Genomic DNA, 19,252 nt, shown 5'->3' with positions numbered 1-19,252 from the left:
TTGTATTTTTTAGGAGTTTCGTGTTTATTAGAGTTTCGTGTTTATTGGAGTTTCCTGATTTATTAAGAAAAATATTAAATATTCAAATCAGTTTTCTAAACTTTCATTTACTTCTTTCGTTATTTTCACCCCGCCTCGTTCCTTCCACAAGCCTACGAATGTGTCAAAACTTTCAATTGGTTGTACCCCTGTAATAATCTTTAAAAATGCATCTTTTTCTAATTGTTCAAGCATCCACCACTGGGATTGAATCGTTTTCGTTTGTCCATTTAAAACATCTTCCTCATAATGAACAGTACCTTTTTTTAATTCACTTGCGGCAACGATACGTGACATATACGCTGCCCATTGTTCTGGATTTGGTTTATCACTTTCTAGATATTCCACACACATATCGTAGTAAGATTTTTCAAGCACACTGAGATTCTCTCTCTTCCTAGTACCATCAAGAGCCTCTTTAATATGTTCACTACTTCTAAAATAAGCATCATGATAATCTACATTTATTGCAATTGGCCTAGCAGTTGGATCTACATTAGCAGCATAATATCCCTGTATTTCTGTGACATTATCATTATTTGTTCTCTCACTATCAAACAACGCACTAACTAGTTTAACTGCAATTTCAGGATGTTCAAATCCTTTTCTAACTACTACATATTTACCGCTAGCTTTTTGACTGTAAGTAGTACAACTACCATCTTCTGAAGTTTTTATAAAGCAAGGAACCCAATTTGCTTCTGGATCCTTTTGATAAGCTTCCATTAAAGGATTATTTGGTGCCCACCACGGTCCAAAAAATGCACCACTCTTACCTTCAATAATAAGCTCATGATTATTTTCATTATTCCTCATTAAGAATTGATTATCTAAAATACCTTCTTGATACAGCCTACTTAAATATTCAAGTGCTTTTCTTGTTTCTTTTATTATTGAACCATAAACCGCATTCCCGTCCCCGTCCAATACCCACTTTTTAGGAAACGCTTCAAATGAGGCGAAAATAATATCCATTTGATACTCTAAATCATAATTCCCACTGATATCTTGATCACATAATAATCCGATTGTTTTCCCTTCTCCATTGCCTCCTGGGTCTTTCTCAATAAATTGACGAATTACATATTCCATATCCTCAAGACTCTCTGGAAGTTCTAACCCAAGTTTATCTAACCAATCTTTTCTTATCCACAATAAATTAGGTCCATAACTAATATTCACATCTGGAATTGCCATGATCTTTCCATCAAATGTAACGGCATCTAAAGCTTTCCCTTGATAACTATCATATATCTCTTTAATTCGGTCACTTACACAATTTTCATACGCTGTTGTCAAATCTTCGATTGCTCCAGAATACACTAAGTTTTTTAGTATCGTTAAATCACTAACGACCATGATATCTGGTATATCCTGATCTGAGATTGCCATTGATACAATATTATCATAATAGATACCTTCTGCTTCAAATTTATTCATGTTTTGAATATTCAAAAGATTATAAATATAGCGAGTATACGCATTATTCTCATAGGTATCCCCTTCTGGCATATTGGAGCGATTTGTCCCTGTCATCTTCCCTAAGGTGTATGTTATTAACTCAGGATACTTACCAAAAGGAGTAGTCATAGCAATCTCCATTTGTTCTGATACCCTTTGTTCTTCTGCTTCGGATTTTAAAATACCCGTTTCCCCAAAATCTGTTTGATCTGAGTTTACTTGTTTTATTGTATTTACTGGTATTGTTTTGTCATTCAATCCAAGCAAGTTTTTTAGATAGTTCTGATTTTTAAAATACACTGCAATACTAATACCAATTAAACATATTATAATTCCAAATATTATCCTACGATGTTTCATTGTCACCCTCACACATCTTATTCTCAAAGATTGTACACTAATATTTCATCGAATCTTTTTCTGCAAATTTTTTAAGTTATCACTGCTTTAATTCTTTATTTGAATTGTTATAATAGTTCCAACTCCTAGTGAACTTTTTATATTTAAACTTGCTCGATCACCATATAAAAGCCGAATACGGTCATAAACATTTTTAACACCGTATCCAGACGTATTCCGAGTAAGCAGTTCCTGACAAGTTTCTTCTTCCATTCCGTTACCATTATCTTGCACTTGTAATATTAAACCATTCTCATCATGGTAACCACGGATTATCAATATTCCTTTCCCTTCTTCTTTTAAATCAATGCCATGGTTAATTGCATTTTCAACGATTGGCTGTAATATTAGGTTCGGCATCTTGTCCATTAATATATCGTTAGAAACCTCCCAATTTACATCAAAACTTCGGTCATGCATAAAAAGTTGTATTTCTAAATAGTCCTGTATATTTTGTAATTCGTCCTTTACAATCGTTATATTTCGCCCTTTATTTAAGGTTGTTCGATAAAAGGATGCCAAACGTAATGCTATTTTACTAATATCCTTTTCTCCAGCCTGTAACGCTTTCCAATTAATCATAGAAAGTGTATTATATAAAAAATGTGGATTAATCTGCGCTTGCAAAGCTTTCATTTCAAATTCTTTTAAATCAATTTTATTTTTATAATTTTCATCAATTAGTTTATGTATTCGCTGTACCATCTTTCCAAAACTACGGATCATGATTCCAACTTCATCTCTAGCATCACTTGTAACCGTTACGTCCATTTTTCCATCATCGGCAAACTGTCTCATATTTTCTGTCAAACGTTCAATTGGTTTAACAATAAGATGTGAAGCAATCACTCCTACCCCGTACATAATAATTAGACTAACAAATATAATAATGCATACGGTGAAAAGAATATTATTCGAATATTTAGGAAAGGTTTCAATTGGTTTATATAAGAATATATTCCAGTCGAACCCTTCAATACTTTCCATAGATACATAATAGTTCCCGGTCTGTTGATGAATCTCCCCTGCTCTTAACCCTTCACTGCTGGTTATTTTAAAATCCTTATAATCGTTAATCAAAGTATCATAGTCATATATAATTCTATCTTGGGCATCTGTTACTATTACGCCGATATTTTCCTCACCAAGTACTTGCAATGGCAGAAATAATTCTTCATACTTAAATTCTATTAATAAAATACTATTCGCATCTTCATACATTTTTGATAGCATATTTCTTACTAGAAACACGGAAGTATCCTTTTTTACAAACCACTGAATCTCGGTACTATACCCCATATTCTTGTACCAATATTCTTCTTTTACAGAATCTAATGGTAAAACACTAGCACCGTAAGCATCTGTAACATGATCTGTATAGATTACAATCTGTGACATGTCCGTATGTAAATACCGCATAGAATCTAAGATTGGATTCACCAGCGAGCTATACTTTGCATAACTATCATAATAATTTTGATATGGGTAGTTAATCACTTGGTAGATTGTCTCATTAAAAGCAATGTAATCTGCTAAATTCTCAAATATATTTAACTGGTTCTCCATACTAAACGTAATTTGAAGTAAAAAATCATTCATCTTTCCTTTTTCCGTATGTTGCACCAGTTTACTTGACTGTTTATACGCATAAATACCTACAATTAAAATAGGTATAATACATACTAGCAAATATGTGTAAGTAATTTTTTGTTGTAAATTAAATTGTCTTTTCTTTTTCATTTACTTCTCCGGACTGTCTGTATTTCTCAGGACTTACCCCAAAACTATCCTTGAAATTTTGACAAAAATACGAAACATTCGTATACCCTACAAGCTCACATATATGAACAATCTTCATCTGTGTACATTTTAATAATTCTTTCGCCTTATCCATTCGATAGGCTTTTATAAATTTATTTAAGTTACATCCCGTCTCTTTTTTGAATATATAACTTAAGTAACTAGGCGTTAAACAAACCTGTTCCGCTAATAATTGAATGCTAATGTCTTCTTGATAATTCTCATAAATATAACTTTTGATGGCTTGTATTTCCGTTCTCATCCCTGGGTTATTAAAGGATTTTATAAACCTTTCAATATAACGATTCGTAATTTCAATAACATCCTGCATTTTTGTACTCTTATATAATTCCTCTATCTCTTTTTCTAATTTATTTTCATTGTTAAAAGCAAGTACAGCACTAACTTCTTTCATAATATTTGAAAAAATAAATTTAATAAAAATTTGTGAAAAGGAAGTCTGTTCTTGATATTTATTACATAAGGTTTCATAATTCTTTTTAAGACCTTCAATATTTTTATTCCGAATATCCTTATGGATTAAATTTATAAGTTCATCCTCTGACTTAGTTTTTGTAAAGACAGAGCTATTTTTTCCTACCATAAACACATGATCATCTGGCTGATAAAATTTTTCCTCCATTAATTCTTCTAATTTCAGAAAAACTTCTCCAATCTCACTAATATTCTTAAATGACCTGCTAACCGCAACATAGCAAGACTCTTGGTAATTTTCCTTTATAAATTTATAAATATTTTGTGCTAATAATTCGTAATCAACACTCAAGGTTTTCTTAAATAAAAGAATACTCTGTTGCATATTAAGATTTAGATAATCAAATTGTAACTGCAAATTTGTCTTAAGCTCATAAGAAAAAATTTCATTCACACGTTCAAAAAAATTATGGTTTGACTCAATTAATATCATACGATGATACATCGTAAATGAATTTTTATCTAACATAAAGTCTGTACGATCCTGAATCGCTTCTAATGAAATACCATTAACCAGTTGATAAAGAATATGATCCCACAGATAACTATTCTTCTTTTGACGAATTTTTTCTTGTAAATCTTGTTTGTTTAACTCATTAAATACTTCTTTTATTGTTTTAGTAAATTCATCGGGATCCACTGGTTTTAATATATAATTATTTACTCCCATACGAATTGCTTCTTTGGCATATTCAAACTCACTAAATCCACTAAACACAACGCATTTTAAATCTGGGTAGAGTAATATTGCCTCCTGAATTAGCTGTAGTCCATCCATAAAAGGCATTTTTATATCGGTAAATAAAATATCCACTTTATTATGTTTTAGATATTCAAGGGCTGCCTTTCCATGTACAGCTTCTATTACCTGTAACTCAAAACCGCTTTCCTTTAATAGAAATTTAATTCCTTCTCTTTCGATTCTTTCATCGTCTGCAATTAAAATAGTTCTCATAATGGTATTCACTCCTCAAAGCTACTACTAACTTTTCATTGATACAGTACCTCTTAATTTACATGTTTTTCCTACCTTATTTTACCATATAACTTTCATTTGCTCAATTTTAATTCATAAAATGATAGAATTAAAAAAGCTCAGTCAAGGGCCTACCACAATCAAGTAGTCGAAGTATTCCTTGATTGAGCTTTTTACTTTTCTATATGTAGTAAATCCTTCAGAAATTTGGTTTAAGTTTTATTTTAAATATTTTCCACTTACTCCTATTTTCCCTGGTGCTGGATTACCAGGTAGATCAAGAACATAAACTCTCATATTTCCTTTTTCAGTGCTTGGTATTGATAATGAATTACTTGTAACAACCCTTATATCTCCTGTAATCGCATCCTTATAAGTTCCATTTGGTATTCCATTAAAGGTTGCAGCATTGGTAATTGAAACTAAAACAAAGCTATCAACACCTGTTTTTTCGTCGGTATAACGTCTCTTAAATGCCATTTCACCAGATACACCTTCTGTAGAATATTGTCCTTTTCTTAGTGCCGGAATTGCTCTACGAATCTTATTCAATCTTTGAATATGTAAGGACAGTGGATGGTTTAAAGTAGACGCAATAGGACCAGTTGCATTGGTATATTCTGCATAATCGGTTACTGTAAGCGTCCCTTCAATGTTATTTCCAAAATACGCTCTTCCTGTCTCACTCAGAGGCTTTGTTGGTCCTGGATCAATGACTGCACCTTTCATAAATTCAATTTCGCTTCCATAGTAAATACAAGGAATTCCCCGGAACGTAAACATAAGATTAAGATTCTCTGCCCAAGTGTCTTGTGTCCCTGCAAATCTTTGATTTTCAGGAGCGCCATCTGGTGCATAATCATGAGAATCTACATATGTTACATTCCAAGTAGCATCGCTATAATTCTTATCCCCTTCTACACCAATTCGAAAGGCATCTCTTGCTACTGAAAAGTTCCAATGCATAGGAAAGTCAATAACACCCAAGCCAGAGGAAATACTATTATCTGGTACATGGTATGCATTTCCATTTAATAAATGATTATTACTAGTAGGTTGTTCATTCACATTTTGATTATCATTCCAGTGCTTAAATGTGCTATTCATATTTGTTATTGTATCTCCCCATGCATATGACTTACTTTCAGCCCAAGTATAAAATGGGGTAGATATTGCTGGAATATTACTATTCCAAACTTGTCGGTATCTCGTAGCAACCTCCCCAAATATGAAGAAATCTTCTCCTCCCGCGGCTTTAAAAGCTGGAATGTATTCTTTATTAAAGGTTAGCCTAGAAATATGTTTTACCGTATCGATGCGAAAAGAATCTACACCCATATCTATGTATTTTTTATACGCTTCTGTTAGGTAGTTTACTACAATAGGATTTTCCGTATTTAAATCTACGCAATCACCAGCAATTTGCCCAGTTTGCACAGTATAGCCTTCCCAACTTAAACTCTTTTCATGATGGTATATATTTAGAATATCATTCGCATCTTCTTTCATTGCACTAATTCTAGCTTGATATTGTAAAGCTGGAGACAAGACATTATAATTTGCTGGTAACCTACCTTCGTCAATTCTAATAATATTAGCCGCTGTATCTTCCTTAGTTTCATCTTTAGTGAACATCGGAAATAGATTCTCTTCTCCAAAATTACCTGTATGGTTTAATACGATGTCTTGTATAACTTTTAGACCTTTTGCATGTGCTGCATCAATGAAATCTTGATAGGTTATTCCTTCTGATTCATATCTTGGATCAACTTCTGTAAAATCGATTGCATGATATCCATGATAATCATAACCACTCATATTTTTAACAACTGGTGTAATCCAGATTGCTGAAAATCCTAGCGCTTTAATATAATCTAGTTTTTCTATTAACCCTTTAAAATCACCTCTCCATGCCGCATCATCACTATTTTTCATTGCTGCTACTTCGTCCCAACAATGTACATTATTGCTTGGATCCCCGTCATAAAATCTTGTTATCATTACAAAATAAATGGTCTCATCGCGAAAATCAACACCAGTATCTACCCCCGGAGTTGGTGTAATCGATGGTGTAACAACTGGTGTAGATGTAATACTTGGCGTTGGTGTTACACTTGGCGTTGGTGTTTGGGTCACAATCGGTGTTGGTGTTAAGGTTGGTGCTGTACTTGGTGTAGGTGTTATTGTTACTTCTGGATTATTTGAATACCAAGTATTGTTTTTAAACCACCATTCTCCTTTCGTACGGGACAAATCGGCTGTTTGACTTCCACTATAATTAAAGATTAAATTTGTTGAAGTGGTATTATTAAAAACATATTTATACCATCCATCCTCTTCTTTTAACATCGTCGTTCCTGGCCAAGTTATTGTAGAAGCTGAGGGCTGTGTATTCCAATAGTAAATATTTGCTCCACTCCAAGGGCTTTTAAAATGAACCGTAATCAAATCTTCGGTTACTACACTCTCTGGATTATAATCATACCACTGGGAGTCTTTATACCACCATTCTCCTGAGGTTCGAAATAAATCAGCTGTCTGTGATCCATTCTGATTAAAAATAAGGTTAACACTCTTAGTATCGCTAAACGAGTAACCAAACCAGTTATTACTTTCAGCATTCATTTTAACGCCTGGCCATGAAACTGGATTATTACTTTCTCCATTCAGATTCCAGTAATAAATATTTGGTGCAGTATAGCTTCCCTTGTAATGCACTATAACTGAGGTGGTTGCTGCTTGAGCATTTGTTGCTATTGATATTTCTGATACTCTAATCCCCGTAACAAGTAATACAACTAGTAGTAAATATGCAGTCAGTTTTCTAAATAAATTATTTTTCATACCAACCCCTGCCTTTCAATCATTATTACTTACCCCGTAATTTTCACATTGATCTTTTTTTACTTTCTTTCTCTTTTGATTCTGCTTCTTTTCGTTCCTTCCTCTTTTGAACTTGCTTTTCTTCCTTTCTCTTTTGATTCTCTCTCTTATAAAATTCTGCTCTCTTTCATCCCTCCTTTCAAACTATAAATGGCCTGTAAAACTTACTTAAGTGTTAAAAAAGTCCACAGGCCACATAATTAATTCAATTTATTTTACAGTAATCGTTGTTTTAAAGCGTTTCATTGTTCCATTTTTTAAAGTTACAGTTGTCGTAATTTCTGCTTTACCAGGTGCAATACCCGTTACTTTTCCAGTCTTTTTATTCACGATTGCTATCTTACTGTTAGAAGACTTATAAACTACGGTTGCTGCCATTTCTGATGGTGCAACTTTTTTGAGTGCTTCTTTATCGAAGGAATTAATAATATTGATAATTTCTGGTACCGTAATTGTTATCGTTTTACTATCTCCTTTCGCTATCGTCTCTTTTCCTATTACTGTAATTTGACTTATTAAAGCAGTTTTAACTTTTGCACCTGCAAGAACAGGAAGTACCACGTATTCATTACCATACTTCGGACTGATTTCGATGCATCCATCCTTATCAACTTGATATTCATATGTTGGCATTGTCTCTAGTTTCTGAGTTTTTGGGTTATAATGATATAAATACACGGTATCGCCTTCTTTAACATCCATGCTATCTTTTACCCTAATTGTTACTTTTGTACCGTCTGGAATATTTTTTATTTCTCCAAAACGTACAACACAACCTGCGCTTCCTCTTTTATATGATTTTAATATCTTATAAATATCTGCATTATCTTTTACTTTTGTTACATTTAATGCAAGATTTAAATCTCTTACTTCTTGCTCAAATTGAACGAATGCAGCTCCGCTAAGACTAAAGCGATATAGCATTCGACCGTTTTCATTTACCACCGTAACATTAATATTTGCACTAGTTTCTTTAATTGTTGCAATAAATTCCTTCTCGAGTTTGAGGGCTAACTTAATCTTATTATTATTGATTAATTTACTATCCATTATTATTGTGATATCTGCTTCTAAAACTTCTTTTCCCTTTAGAAGTGTCATCAACTTTTCGGAAGATACTGTAATTACAAGTTCTGCTACATCTTTTATTTCTTTCTCTGCAAATTCTAATATTTTATCGGCAGGTAGTTTAAAAGAAACCACAGCTTTTTTATCCTTGATTAATGTTTCCATTGTAATTGGAAGAGTGATCGTTGAATCCTTCCCTTTTACCTTAACTTCAATGGTCTCAATATAATTAACATTATTTGAAGAAGTTCCTGCACTAGATTCTGTATTAGTATTAGTACCATTTCCATTTCCATTGCCGCTACCATTACCATTACCGTTTCCGTTTCCATTTTCAGAACCTGAGGATGTAACTGCTAACAATACACATCCACCATCCTGTGCTGCTGGAATCGTTACCAATAACGAGCCGTCATCCCCTGCCTTATATGTCTTTCCACTATATTCATCAATTACTGTGGCATTTTTAGCAAACGGAAGTGTAATCGTTACAGATTTCGCTTCATCTGTAACATTTAAACCTACTACAAGGTTTTGGGTTAGATAGCTTCGATTAAACATCATGTAACCAAGCTCATCACTTCCTGCAACCGCTTTACGTTCCCCTTTTGCAAATACTTCGGAGTACTTATTTCTTGCCGCAAGTAGTGTTTTGTAATGAGTTAACATTGAATTCTCATCATTTACCAAAGACCAATCAAAATCATATCGATTTGTTTGATATGGATAATCATTTGCTCCACTAAGGCCAATCTCTTCACCATAATAAATAACTGGTTGCCCTTTTGCAGTGATTTGTAGTGCTGCAGCTACCATCATTTTTGCTTTTGCTTCATCCTCAGAGTAGGTTTGTTTTAATCGATAGTAAAGACCATCTTCATCATGACTACTTAAAAATCCGCCTAAGTTTTCTACATTATTAATTGCACTATTTCTTGTTTCAAAAAATGCTTCAACACTCTCTAAGTTGCCTTTTACAAAGTTCTCTGCATTATCGTTAAAATCAAAATCTAATAAAGAATCCATCGTTCCGGAACCAAGATAATCAAAATTATTTGCATATCCTGCTCCGTAATATTCTCCAATCATTTTAAATTCAGGATTTATCTTTGTTAATTCATTCTTTAATTGCATCCAGGTAGTCATATCCACATGTTTTACCGTATCAACACGGAAGAAATCAATTCCAAAGCCTTCCACCCATGCAGTTTGCCACTCAATCAGCTTATCCCTAACTTCTTTCTTTTCTGTTGCAAAGTCTGGAAGTCCACTTAAGGAATCTAAGATCAAGTCACCGGATGTGTTATCTTCTGAAGCACGTAACATATCTTGAAATATATCTTCTGTTCCATAGCCAGCATGATTTAAAACGATATCTACCATAATCTTAATGCCTTTGCTATGTGCGGTTGTTATTAAGGTACGAAGTTCTTCTTCTGTTCCAAAGTTAGGATTTAATGCTTCAAAATTCTTAGCCCAATAACCATGATAAGCTGAATTATAAGGCACATCGTTACTTCCAGAAACCTCACTACCTACCGATGTTCCCTTGATATTCTCAACAATCGGTGAAATCCAAATTGTGTTCACACCAAGATCTTTTAAATAATCAAGTTTTTCTGTGACACCAGCAAAATCACCACCATGATAAAGACCTGGATTGTCTCCATATGCATCTTCACCATTCGCTATGTTATTGGATTCATTTCCATCAAAAAAACGATCTGTAAGCATGAAATAAATGATTGCCTCATCCCAATCAAAGTCACCGTTTGCTTCTCTTTTTACTACTGTTATAGAGGTATTTGTTGTATATTTATTCCCATATTGGTCGATTACAGTAACCGGAATTGTCTTTACTCCATCTGAAATTGTATCTCTTACACCAATCGATAATTCCATCAACTGTGGGTCAATACTTACTTTATCCTTACCCCCTAGTGAAGTTAAATCTGCAAAAGCATCTTTTACCTTTAACTCACTTAGGTCAGAACCATCCACTTCTTGAATGTCCACTGCCAATATAGCATTTTCATTATAATTTATACTAGTATTAGAAATAGTAGCATTAACGATAGCATCAAACTTTGCATAGGAATAGCTGGAGCATTCTACGCCATCATAAATTTCTTTTACTGTATTATATTTGTCTAAAATGATTTTCCCATTTACAATGTAATAATAATAGTGTTGCCCTATTGTTAATGGTAAATGAATACTAAATCTTTGATTTACTGAATCATAGGTCATTTCTTCTATCTTGCCATCATGATAGAGCTGAATACTTTCAATCTCTTGAAGTGTTTCCTCTAAATATGCCGTATCATCTCGGTAATAAAAATCCACCTTATCATTCTCAGTATCAATTTCGTATCCTGTATTATATGGATATAATAATTTAGGTTCGCTTCCTGCAGTCATAACCGATTTTATTACGGTCTGGTTTAATGGCACTGCAATCATATGGTCACCGCCATCTTTAGCTCCCCATACATCATTTCCAACGGTCTTTCTTACGCAAAATGAAAGAGTATTTACCGTTGGCATGATTGGTACTATCGCTACCCATCTACCATCTTTTGTTTCTTTAAAATCCACACTGACCTCAGAGCCATATCCACTGTTCCAAGTGTAAATATTCCATCCATCATATTGTCCATCTGGTCGTATATATTCTATCGTAACATATCGTTTCTCCGTTTGGATAACCACTGGCTTTTCTGTTGTTATACCTTTTCCATGGATATACCAAAGGGTAGCCGTATTACCATCTAGCTGATTATAATATTGATTGCTATCCTGACCACTCCAACTACCTGCGATTGGTCTACCAATAATACCAAGCTTATTATATGGAAGTGTGATTGTTCCCTTTAGCCATGTAATCCCATTATCATTATCTTGATATGCTTCATCTAGTGAGACTATGGCATTTTTCCCTCCACCATTTTCAAATATGTAGACATCTGAAGCACCTTCTACCATTTCAGTATACTGGTTATAGTAGTAAAATGTATATGTATACATACGTTCAACAACATCAACTTTTACTTTAGTAGTAAGCGAACTACCAGATGCTACGATAGCTCCTCCTGATGTTATCACTGGAGCATTTGTCGCGGTAAGATTTACTTCTGTTCCAGAAAATCCTTTATCTACGTTTAATTTATACCCATCTAAATTAACTGCATCATCATATGTATCTAATGTGTAAGTAACATCTACGGTTTTTCCTTGTCCATTCATATCATAATGAATTCCAGTAGTATCAAGCATGACAAAAGATCCCTTTTCTACTTGCTTATTCTTTACTACTAAACTTTCATTATTGGATAAAGATACTTCAATGTTAGAACCAACATTAGCGGAATCAATGGTTAATGTCACATTGGCAGGTGCGGTTAGTTTTAAAACATAATTTCCACCAGAACTTCCCCAGGATTTGTCCCATCCAAAGGTAGCAGGATCTTGGAGTATCTTAAATTCATAAGTCCCTGCTGCTACATTGTCTAATGTTACTGAGTATTTGCTTGAATTATCCACTTGGCTTAGGTAGGTTGTCGATGCTAAATGCTCCCATTTCGTATCAACAAGTTCACCTACTACAACATAAATATCTGCTGCCTCAGGTGCTTTTAGCTCGTTTGTACAATCAATATCTGTATACCATATTTTATTCTTACAATATAAATCTGCTGGTGTATCCCCATTAAATTGAGTCATAGAAGGATTATAAACAGAACCACTTGTATTCTTTGAACCATCTGAATTTAGAAATTGGATTCCGCCTACGGAACCTTTCAAGGTTAAATACCACCAACCACTTTCCTCATCGGTTAGTTTGTGTACATCCACCCCCCAACTCTCTAACCTTTTACTTTCAGGTGAATTTGCAAGAGTTGGTGAACCGCCCCAATACTGTAACCAAACTTCATCATACTTCTCACTGCCGTTATAGAAATGAAGATTTACATTCATTTCATCAGCTGCTGCTGTTGCCACTTTCCCATTCATTGGCAACATGGTTAAAGTCATAGCAAGTATTAACACAAAACTTACTATTCTTGACCAAACTTTTGATATTTTCATAACCTTTCTCCTTTCTTGTAGTGACTTTCTTCTTAAAGTTTTAAAATAAGAGTATTCACCACTTTTATTATAGAATAGAAAGGTTTTGACTATCTATATCAATATTCTTTGAAACATGTTGTTATTTTACGAAAACAAAGAACATAAAATAAGCCAGAACGTTTATATGAACATTCTGGCTATTTCTATATATAAACACGATAAAGTTAAATGCACACTATTATGATTTACAAAGATTAGTTCTCACATTAAACGCTCTACTTTACATTCACTTTATCCTCTATAAACTTCATAATACAGGTAGAAGCATCTCCGCTGACATTCTGGCCCTGCGATTTTTTCATTCGTTCTATCATTTCAGGTGAATTTAATAATTTTATACCTTTTAACACCTGTCCTTTTATAGTCTTTGAAGATACCGACATTTTATGTTTCCTAAAAAATTCACGATTGGCGGTTTCACACCCTGGAATCGGAGACGTGTGTATTAATGGTTTCCCTAATACGGCAACCTCGGTAGATGTTAAGCCTCCTGGTTTTGTATAAACAATATCACATGCCTGCATATATAGATGCATTTTCTTAGTATGACCTACGATAATTACATTAGGTATATTCTTATATTGCTTTTTCAACTTATAAAATACTTTTTTATTATTACCACATATGACTACAACGCAAATCTTATGCTGATTCATACTCCACACGGTTGAAGTTAGTTTTATAATATTTCCTGCTCCCATACTTCCACCAATAAGCAAGTGTATTTTTTTATCGGAAGGTAATCCAAGCTCTTCTCTAGCATTTTTACTACATCTTTTATCAGATTCTAATTCTAAGTATTCCAAAAACTTAAGACTTACTGGTATTCCTATCGGAATCAATTTTTCTTTTGGAATGCCACGGCTACTAAATTCATCAAGAAGATCCTTATGAGGGATGATATAATAATCGCAATTTGTTTCTTCCCAAAAGGGAATACAGGTATAATCTGTTGCCACCCCTATCGTAAGGGGAAGTGAAATTCCTTTATTTTTCATGTAAGTAATGGTTTCAGCTGGATATAGATGTGGCATAACAATAGCATCAAAGTGATTTTCATTCAGATATTCCTTAAGGTATTTTCCCATTTTAGCATTTACGTAATATACAGGTGATCTCTTAACCCTCTTACTCACGAACATTCCAAGCTGATAGACCTTCCCGAATAATTTCGGCATATATTTAACAACATCTACATATAACTTTTCGACCCACTTTGAAACTCTACCACCGGCCAATGTAAGATAGTCGAACATAACCGCCTCATGGCCTTCCTTCTCAAATCTTTCTTTTATTGCTATGCCAGCTGCATCATGACCACCGCCAGTTTTACATGATAATATAAGCACTCTCATAACCTAACTCCTTTTAAATAGAATCCTTATCTGCCTTTCCTCATTACTTTTTAGTTCCTGCATATGTTTGCTAATTACTACTGCCGTAATTAAAATAGAGCCTGTAATAATTCCTATGTCACTCTTTATGAATATTTCACTCATTACCCAAAATACAAATGTTACAGCCGTTCGAAAGCTATGGGGTTTTATATTACATATTACGGAGAAAAAGATATACCAAAATGCAAGTAACAAAACACTAGAGAACTCAGGAAGCAATCCAATTAAAACTCCAAAGGATACTGCGATGCCTTTCCCTCCATATTTAAATTTAGTGTATATCGGATATGCATGTCCAAGCACTGGAGCCAAGAGAATAAGTGAAAAATAAATATGATTCGTGTCCAATGCCTGTTTTGCTATATAAACTGGAATTCCACCTTTTAGCAGATCACAGATTAATACCAGTATCCCACACCCAATACCTGCATATGAAAAAGCATTTGTGGTACCTGGATTTCCATCTCTGCTGACTTTTCTTACATCAATTCCCTTTAATTCTTTTGGAATAATATACCCAAATAATATACTTCCCATTAAATATCCTAGAATAGAATATAATAAAAATTTCATGCTAATCATACTTCTTTCTTATCATTATCTTTCCTATCATTAATTTCTTCTTGTTACTTTTCTTTTTCTTACTGTTTCTTATTCTTACCGTTTCTTATTCTTATTCTTACTGTTCTTTTCTTTACTGTTTATTTTCCTTCAATCCTTTACTATCTAACTTATAGATTTAATCATTCCATGTTTGCTTCATTCTATAAAACTCTGGTATATATAAGAGGAAGGTAATAAACATAATTATCATTTCACCTATTATTAAGAGATTCGCCGCACTGATTGAAATCTCTGGCAAGAAAACAAGTACCATCAATACTAAAAACAAACTTGCTGTACAAACTTTACCAAACCATTTTGCCCCATCTAGTTTTGTTCCATGTCTGAGATTGATAATCCCCATGACAGCCATAAATCCCTCTTTTATAAGCATTAACAAAACCAAGTATTTCATGTAATGATATCGAAACATTAAACAAATAGCAATTGCTCCATGGGTTATTTTATCCGCCACTGGATCTAAGAACTTACCAAATTCCGTTGTCATGTTAAATCTTCTAGCGATTTGCCCATCTAAAAAATCTGTAATCGTTGAGACTAATAAAATACCTGCTGCAATATAATAGTCCTTTAACGAATCTGCTCTCAAATAAACAAAACAAAAAACTGGGATTAATAAAATTCTAAAGTAGCCCATAAGATTGGGGATTGACCATAGTTCTTTTTTATTTATTTTTTTCATTTTGATTCCATCCTTATACGTATTAGATTTCTGTATCTATTTCAAGTATGCGTTTTAAAATCCTGAAAAATTCTCTTGCATCCTTCTCTCCGATTTCTCGAAGCACTCTTTCAACTTTTTCTATGGTTTCCTCATAAAGTTTTTGTGCACAACTTCTACCACTCTCTGTTAATGTTACAATAATTCGCCTTCTATCATTTTTATCAATCTGACGATGGATATAATTTTTATTTTCTAAGCTTTTCAAAGCAGCTGCCACCCTACCCGTACTTATTTCTTGAATTGCGCTTAATTCTCCTGGAGTAAGCATTTCTCCTCCACTTTTCTCATTAATTAAAAGTGATTGTAATATTCCGTTTTCTCCTTTTTCAAATTCTCTAAAATCATTTATTGGACGCTTTTTCTTACGCATCATTTCCATTAATTCATAAGTTAACTCTCTGTAATCCATACCTCTATCACCTTCTCTTCTAGTATAAATATCTTCTACTATAAGATAATTTATCATGAATACTCTGTCTGGTCAAGTCATGGGCTTTTCAATGTTGTATTGAAGGAAGTATGTAACTTGTATTTCAACTCTAATAGTAACAAAGAATGTGCATAGCACATTCTCATCGTTATTTACGACTGACGTGCTTAGACGCTATAGAAATATTTCATTTTAAGCGGCTATGCAGCCATAGCTTCCTATCATAAAAAAGCCACCTCACTCGTATCAGGTTAACCTAATATCAGTGAAGTAGCTTTTATATTGATTCATTGTATTATAGATAAGCTATATCATAGGAACTAAATTCTTGTTCCTATAATCAGATTTACGGTGCAAAATACGCACCTTTTATCAGAAGTTTAATAGCAACTTCTGATAAGCTATATTATAGGAACTTAAATCTTGTTCCTATAATCAGATTTACGGTGCAAAATACGCACCTTTTATCAGAAGTTTAATAGCAACTTCTGATAAGCTATATTATAGAAACTTAAATCTTGTTCCTATAATCAGATTTACGGTGCAAAATACGCACCTTTTATCAGAAGTTTAATGGCAACTTCTGATAAGCTATAATATCTGCACACGAAATGCGGTTGTTTGAGGTGGTATACTAGCTGTTTGGAAGGTTGCATGTTCAACTCTTACATTCTGTCCAACAGATAAATCTGCCATGCAAATTTTTCTTCCGCGTTGATTGGTAATAATCGTATCTTCTGTAATAACCAATCTTAAAAGATCATTTTCTCTATTTTTATTATCAATAAATACAAAATTATTTTCTGCATCAATTTCTGTGATACATCCTTCTCTTGTAACAAAGTTAGTAGATCGATTCACAACAGAAATTTTAATTGCTTGTGCTCTAGGTGGCATACTACGATTCATATTTCTAATACATTCTACATCTATGTTCATGCCAACTCTTAAATGTCTTAAAAACATTCTTTGTCCTCTATGATTTCTTATAATTGTATTATTATCAATCACTAAAATCATTTTTCTTGTTATAATCAAATTACCACGGCCTGGTACACCAAAAGATATTGTAACGAGACCTAATTGATTTTCTCTTGTTATTTGTTCAATTAATGCATTTTCAATATGCCTAGTGCTATTGTTATTATTATTACTATTTCTTGTTCTATTATTTCTATTTCCTAGATTAAAATTAAACACATTTGCACCCATTAATCCATTTTATATATCATATGTTTGCAAATTATAAATGTTAATCATTAGCTCTTTTATCTAACTAGATAAATAGATTGCATAGATGAATTTACTTTAAATGTTCATTTAATTCTTAATATTTATTTTAGAAAAGTCCTGTCCAGATGGACTTTGATAAATTTGTAGTCCAAATTCTTTCACTACAGCAAATAAATGATCAAAAATATCACTTTGAATATTTTCATAATCTGCCCAAACCGTTCCATTAGAAAATGCATATATTTCTAACGGCAATCCTTCTGAGGTTGGTGATAACTGACGAACCATTAAGGTCATATCCTTACGTAATCCTGGGTGATTTCTTAAATAATTTGTTACATAAACTCGGAAAACACCTATATTCGTAAGTCTTCTACCGTTGGACAACTCTGTCATATCCAGTTGTTTGTTGCGGTTATATTCTATTATCTCAGCTTGTTTTGTAGTAATATAATCTTTGATATATTCAATCTTTTTAAAATGCTCTAACATTTCATCGGTACAAAATCGAATACTATTTACATCAATATTGATTGCACGCATAATTCTGCGACCGCCACAATCTTGCATTCCACGCCAATTTTTAAAAGAATCTGAGGTTAGTATATTGGCTGGTATACTTGTTATGGTATAATCAAAATTCTGTACTTTAACAGTTAACAAAGATAATTCAATCACTGTTCCATTGGCATCATACTTAGGTACTTCAATCCAGTCACCAATTCGTATCATGTCATTTGATGTAAGTTGAATTCCAGCAACAAAACCAAGTATTGTGTTTTGAAACACCAACATAAATACAGCTGTTAATGCACTGATTCCACCAAGAATAATAACTGGGCTTTCACCGATTAGCGCTGCCATTGATATTATTCCACCGATAATAAATACTACAATCTTTGTAACTTGAATAATACCTTTCATCGGTTTAGTCTTCGAAATTTCATAATTCACGTAAATATCATCTATCGCTGATAACACTGCATCTACAATAAGTATCATTACTAATACAACGTAAACTTGAATTCCTCGATTTACTAACGCTTTATAACTTGGAAAATATTCAACAAAAAAGCTTACAATTAATGGTGAGATAAGATATGCCAAACGGTGAAATACCTTATTATCAAGCATATGGTTTAACCAACTAATTTTTTGATTTTTAGGATTTTTATTGTTTTTAATAACTTTAGCTACAAAATTTAATACCGTTTTACGTGCGACTACATTTCCTAAGATACATAGTAGTACTACAAATATAACTAATAGAAATCTTGATAAATTTTCGGATGTCTGTTGTTTCATTCCAAAGTCTTGGAAAAATTCAATCATTATTTTAAGCATATAAAACTCCTGACTATTCCTGCTTTTAGACGGCTCACTCCTCTTCCATTATACCATGATCAAAGGGTTCAAGTCTTGTTACTCCAATCGGCATCAACAAGCAAGCTTGTAGATACCACACTCCGCTTTCATTATACCACATCAAGTATTTCCCTCAAGTGGTAATCGGTAGCAAATTCTTTCACGCTTCCTCTTTATTTTATCCTAGATTGGTAATTTAGAAAAGGCCAACATAGGTATACTTCATA

Annotated in this window: 11 protein-coding genes; all 11 read right to left on the bottom strand. The window is 33.2% G+C overall.

The window, feature by feature from the left end; translation table 11 throughout:
* Nucleotides 1-87: 87 nt before the first annotated feature.
* Nucleotides 88-1,860: an extracellular solute-binding protein gene (locus BN4220_RS12550; protein WP_066716775.1), complete on the bottom strand. Its 1,773-nt coding sequence runs from the start codon at nt 1,858-1,860 to the stop codon at nt 88-90.
* A gap of 87 nt (nt 1,861-1,947) precedes the next feature.
* Complete coding sequence (locus BN4220_RS12545) at nt 1,948-3,639, bottom strand: sensor histidine kinase (protein ID WP_066716772.1); 1,692 nt, start codon at nt 3,637-3,639, stop codon at nt 1,948-1,950.
* A complete protein-coding gene (locus BN4220_RS12540) occupies nt 3,617-5,149 on the bottom strand; it encodes a response regulator transcription factor (protein WP_066716770.1) in 1,533 nt (510 codons plus the stop codon). The genes BN4220_RS12545 and BN4220_RS12540 overlap by 23 nt, the downstream gene beginning before the upstream one ends.
* Nucleotides 5,150-5,389: 240 nt before the next feature.
* Nucleotides 5,390-8,014 carry an alpha-amylase family glycosyl hydrolase gene (locus tag BN4220_RS12535; protein ID WP_066716768.1) on the bottom strand — a complete coding sequence of 875 codons (2,625 nt, stop codon included), beginning with the start codon at nt 8,012-8,014 and terminating at the stop codon, nt 5,390-5,392.
* 249 nt (nt 8,015-8,263) lie between these two features.
* The gene (locus BN4220_RS12530; protein ID WP_066716765.1) at nt 8,264-13,210 is read right to left on the bottom strand and encodes an alpha-amylase family glycosyl hydrolase; all 4,947 of its coding nucleotides are present in this window, start codon (nt 13,208-13,210) and stop codon (nt 8,264-8,266) included.
* 257 nt (nt 13,211-13,467) lie between these two features.
* The gene (locus tag BN4220_RS12525; RefSeq protein WP_066716755.1) at nt 13,468-14,607 is read right to left on the bottom strand and encodes an MGDG synthase family glycosyltransferase; all 1,140 of its coding nucleotides are present in this window, start codon (nt 14,605-14,607) and stop codon (nt 13,468-13,470) included.
* Nucleotides 14,608-14,610: 3 nt separating this feature from the next.
* A complete protein-coding gene (locus tag BN4220_RS12520) occupies nt 14,611-15,222 on the bottom strand; it encodes a glycerol-3-phosphate acyltransferase (RefSeq protein ID WP_242867792.1) in 612 nt (203 codons plus the stop codon).
* Nucleotides 15,223-15,388: 166 nt separating this feature from the next.
* Nucleotides 15,389-15,955 carry a CDP-alcohol phosphatidyltransferase family protein gene (locus tag BN4220_RS12515; protein ID WP_066716749.1) on the bottom strand — a complete coding sequence of 189 codons (567 nt, stop codon included), beginning with the start codon at nt 15,953-15,955 and terminating at the stop codon, nt 15,389-15,391.
* 22 nt (nt 15,956-15,977) lie between these two features.
* Nucleotides 15,978-16,406: a MarR family winged helix-turn-helix transcriptional regulator gene (locus BN4220_RS12510; RefSeq protein ID WP_197467931.1), complete on the bottom strand. Its 429-nt coding sequence runs from the start codon at nt 16,404-16,406 to the stop codon at nt 15,978-15,980.
* Nucleotides 16,407-17,018: 612 nt separating this feature from the next.
* Entirely contained in the window at nt 17,019-17,627 is a 609-nt protein-coding gene (locus BN4220_RS12505; RefSeq protein ID WP_148401739.1) for a hypothetical protein, read from the bottom strand.
* Nucleotides 17,628-17,747: 120 nt separating this feature from the next.
* Nucleotides 17,748-19,004 (bottom strand): mechanosensitive ion channel family protein, encoded by a 1,257-nt coding sequence (locus tag BN4220_RS12500; RefSeq protein WP_197467930.1) that lies wholly within the window; start codon nt 19,002-19,004, stop codon nt 17,748-17,750.
* Nucleotides 19,005-19,252: the final 248 nt, after the last annotated feature.

It is taken from the genome of Clostridium sp. Marseille-P299 (genome assembly GCF_900078195.1).
Lineage (GTDB): Bacteria > Bacillota > Clostridia > Lachnospirales > Lachnospiraceae > Lachnoclostridium.
The sequence above is the reverse complement of the archived record's forward strand: the minus strand, read 5'-3'. Positions and strand labels throughout refer to the sequence as shown.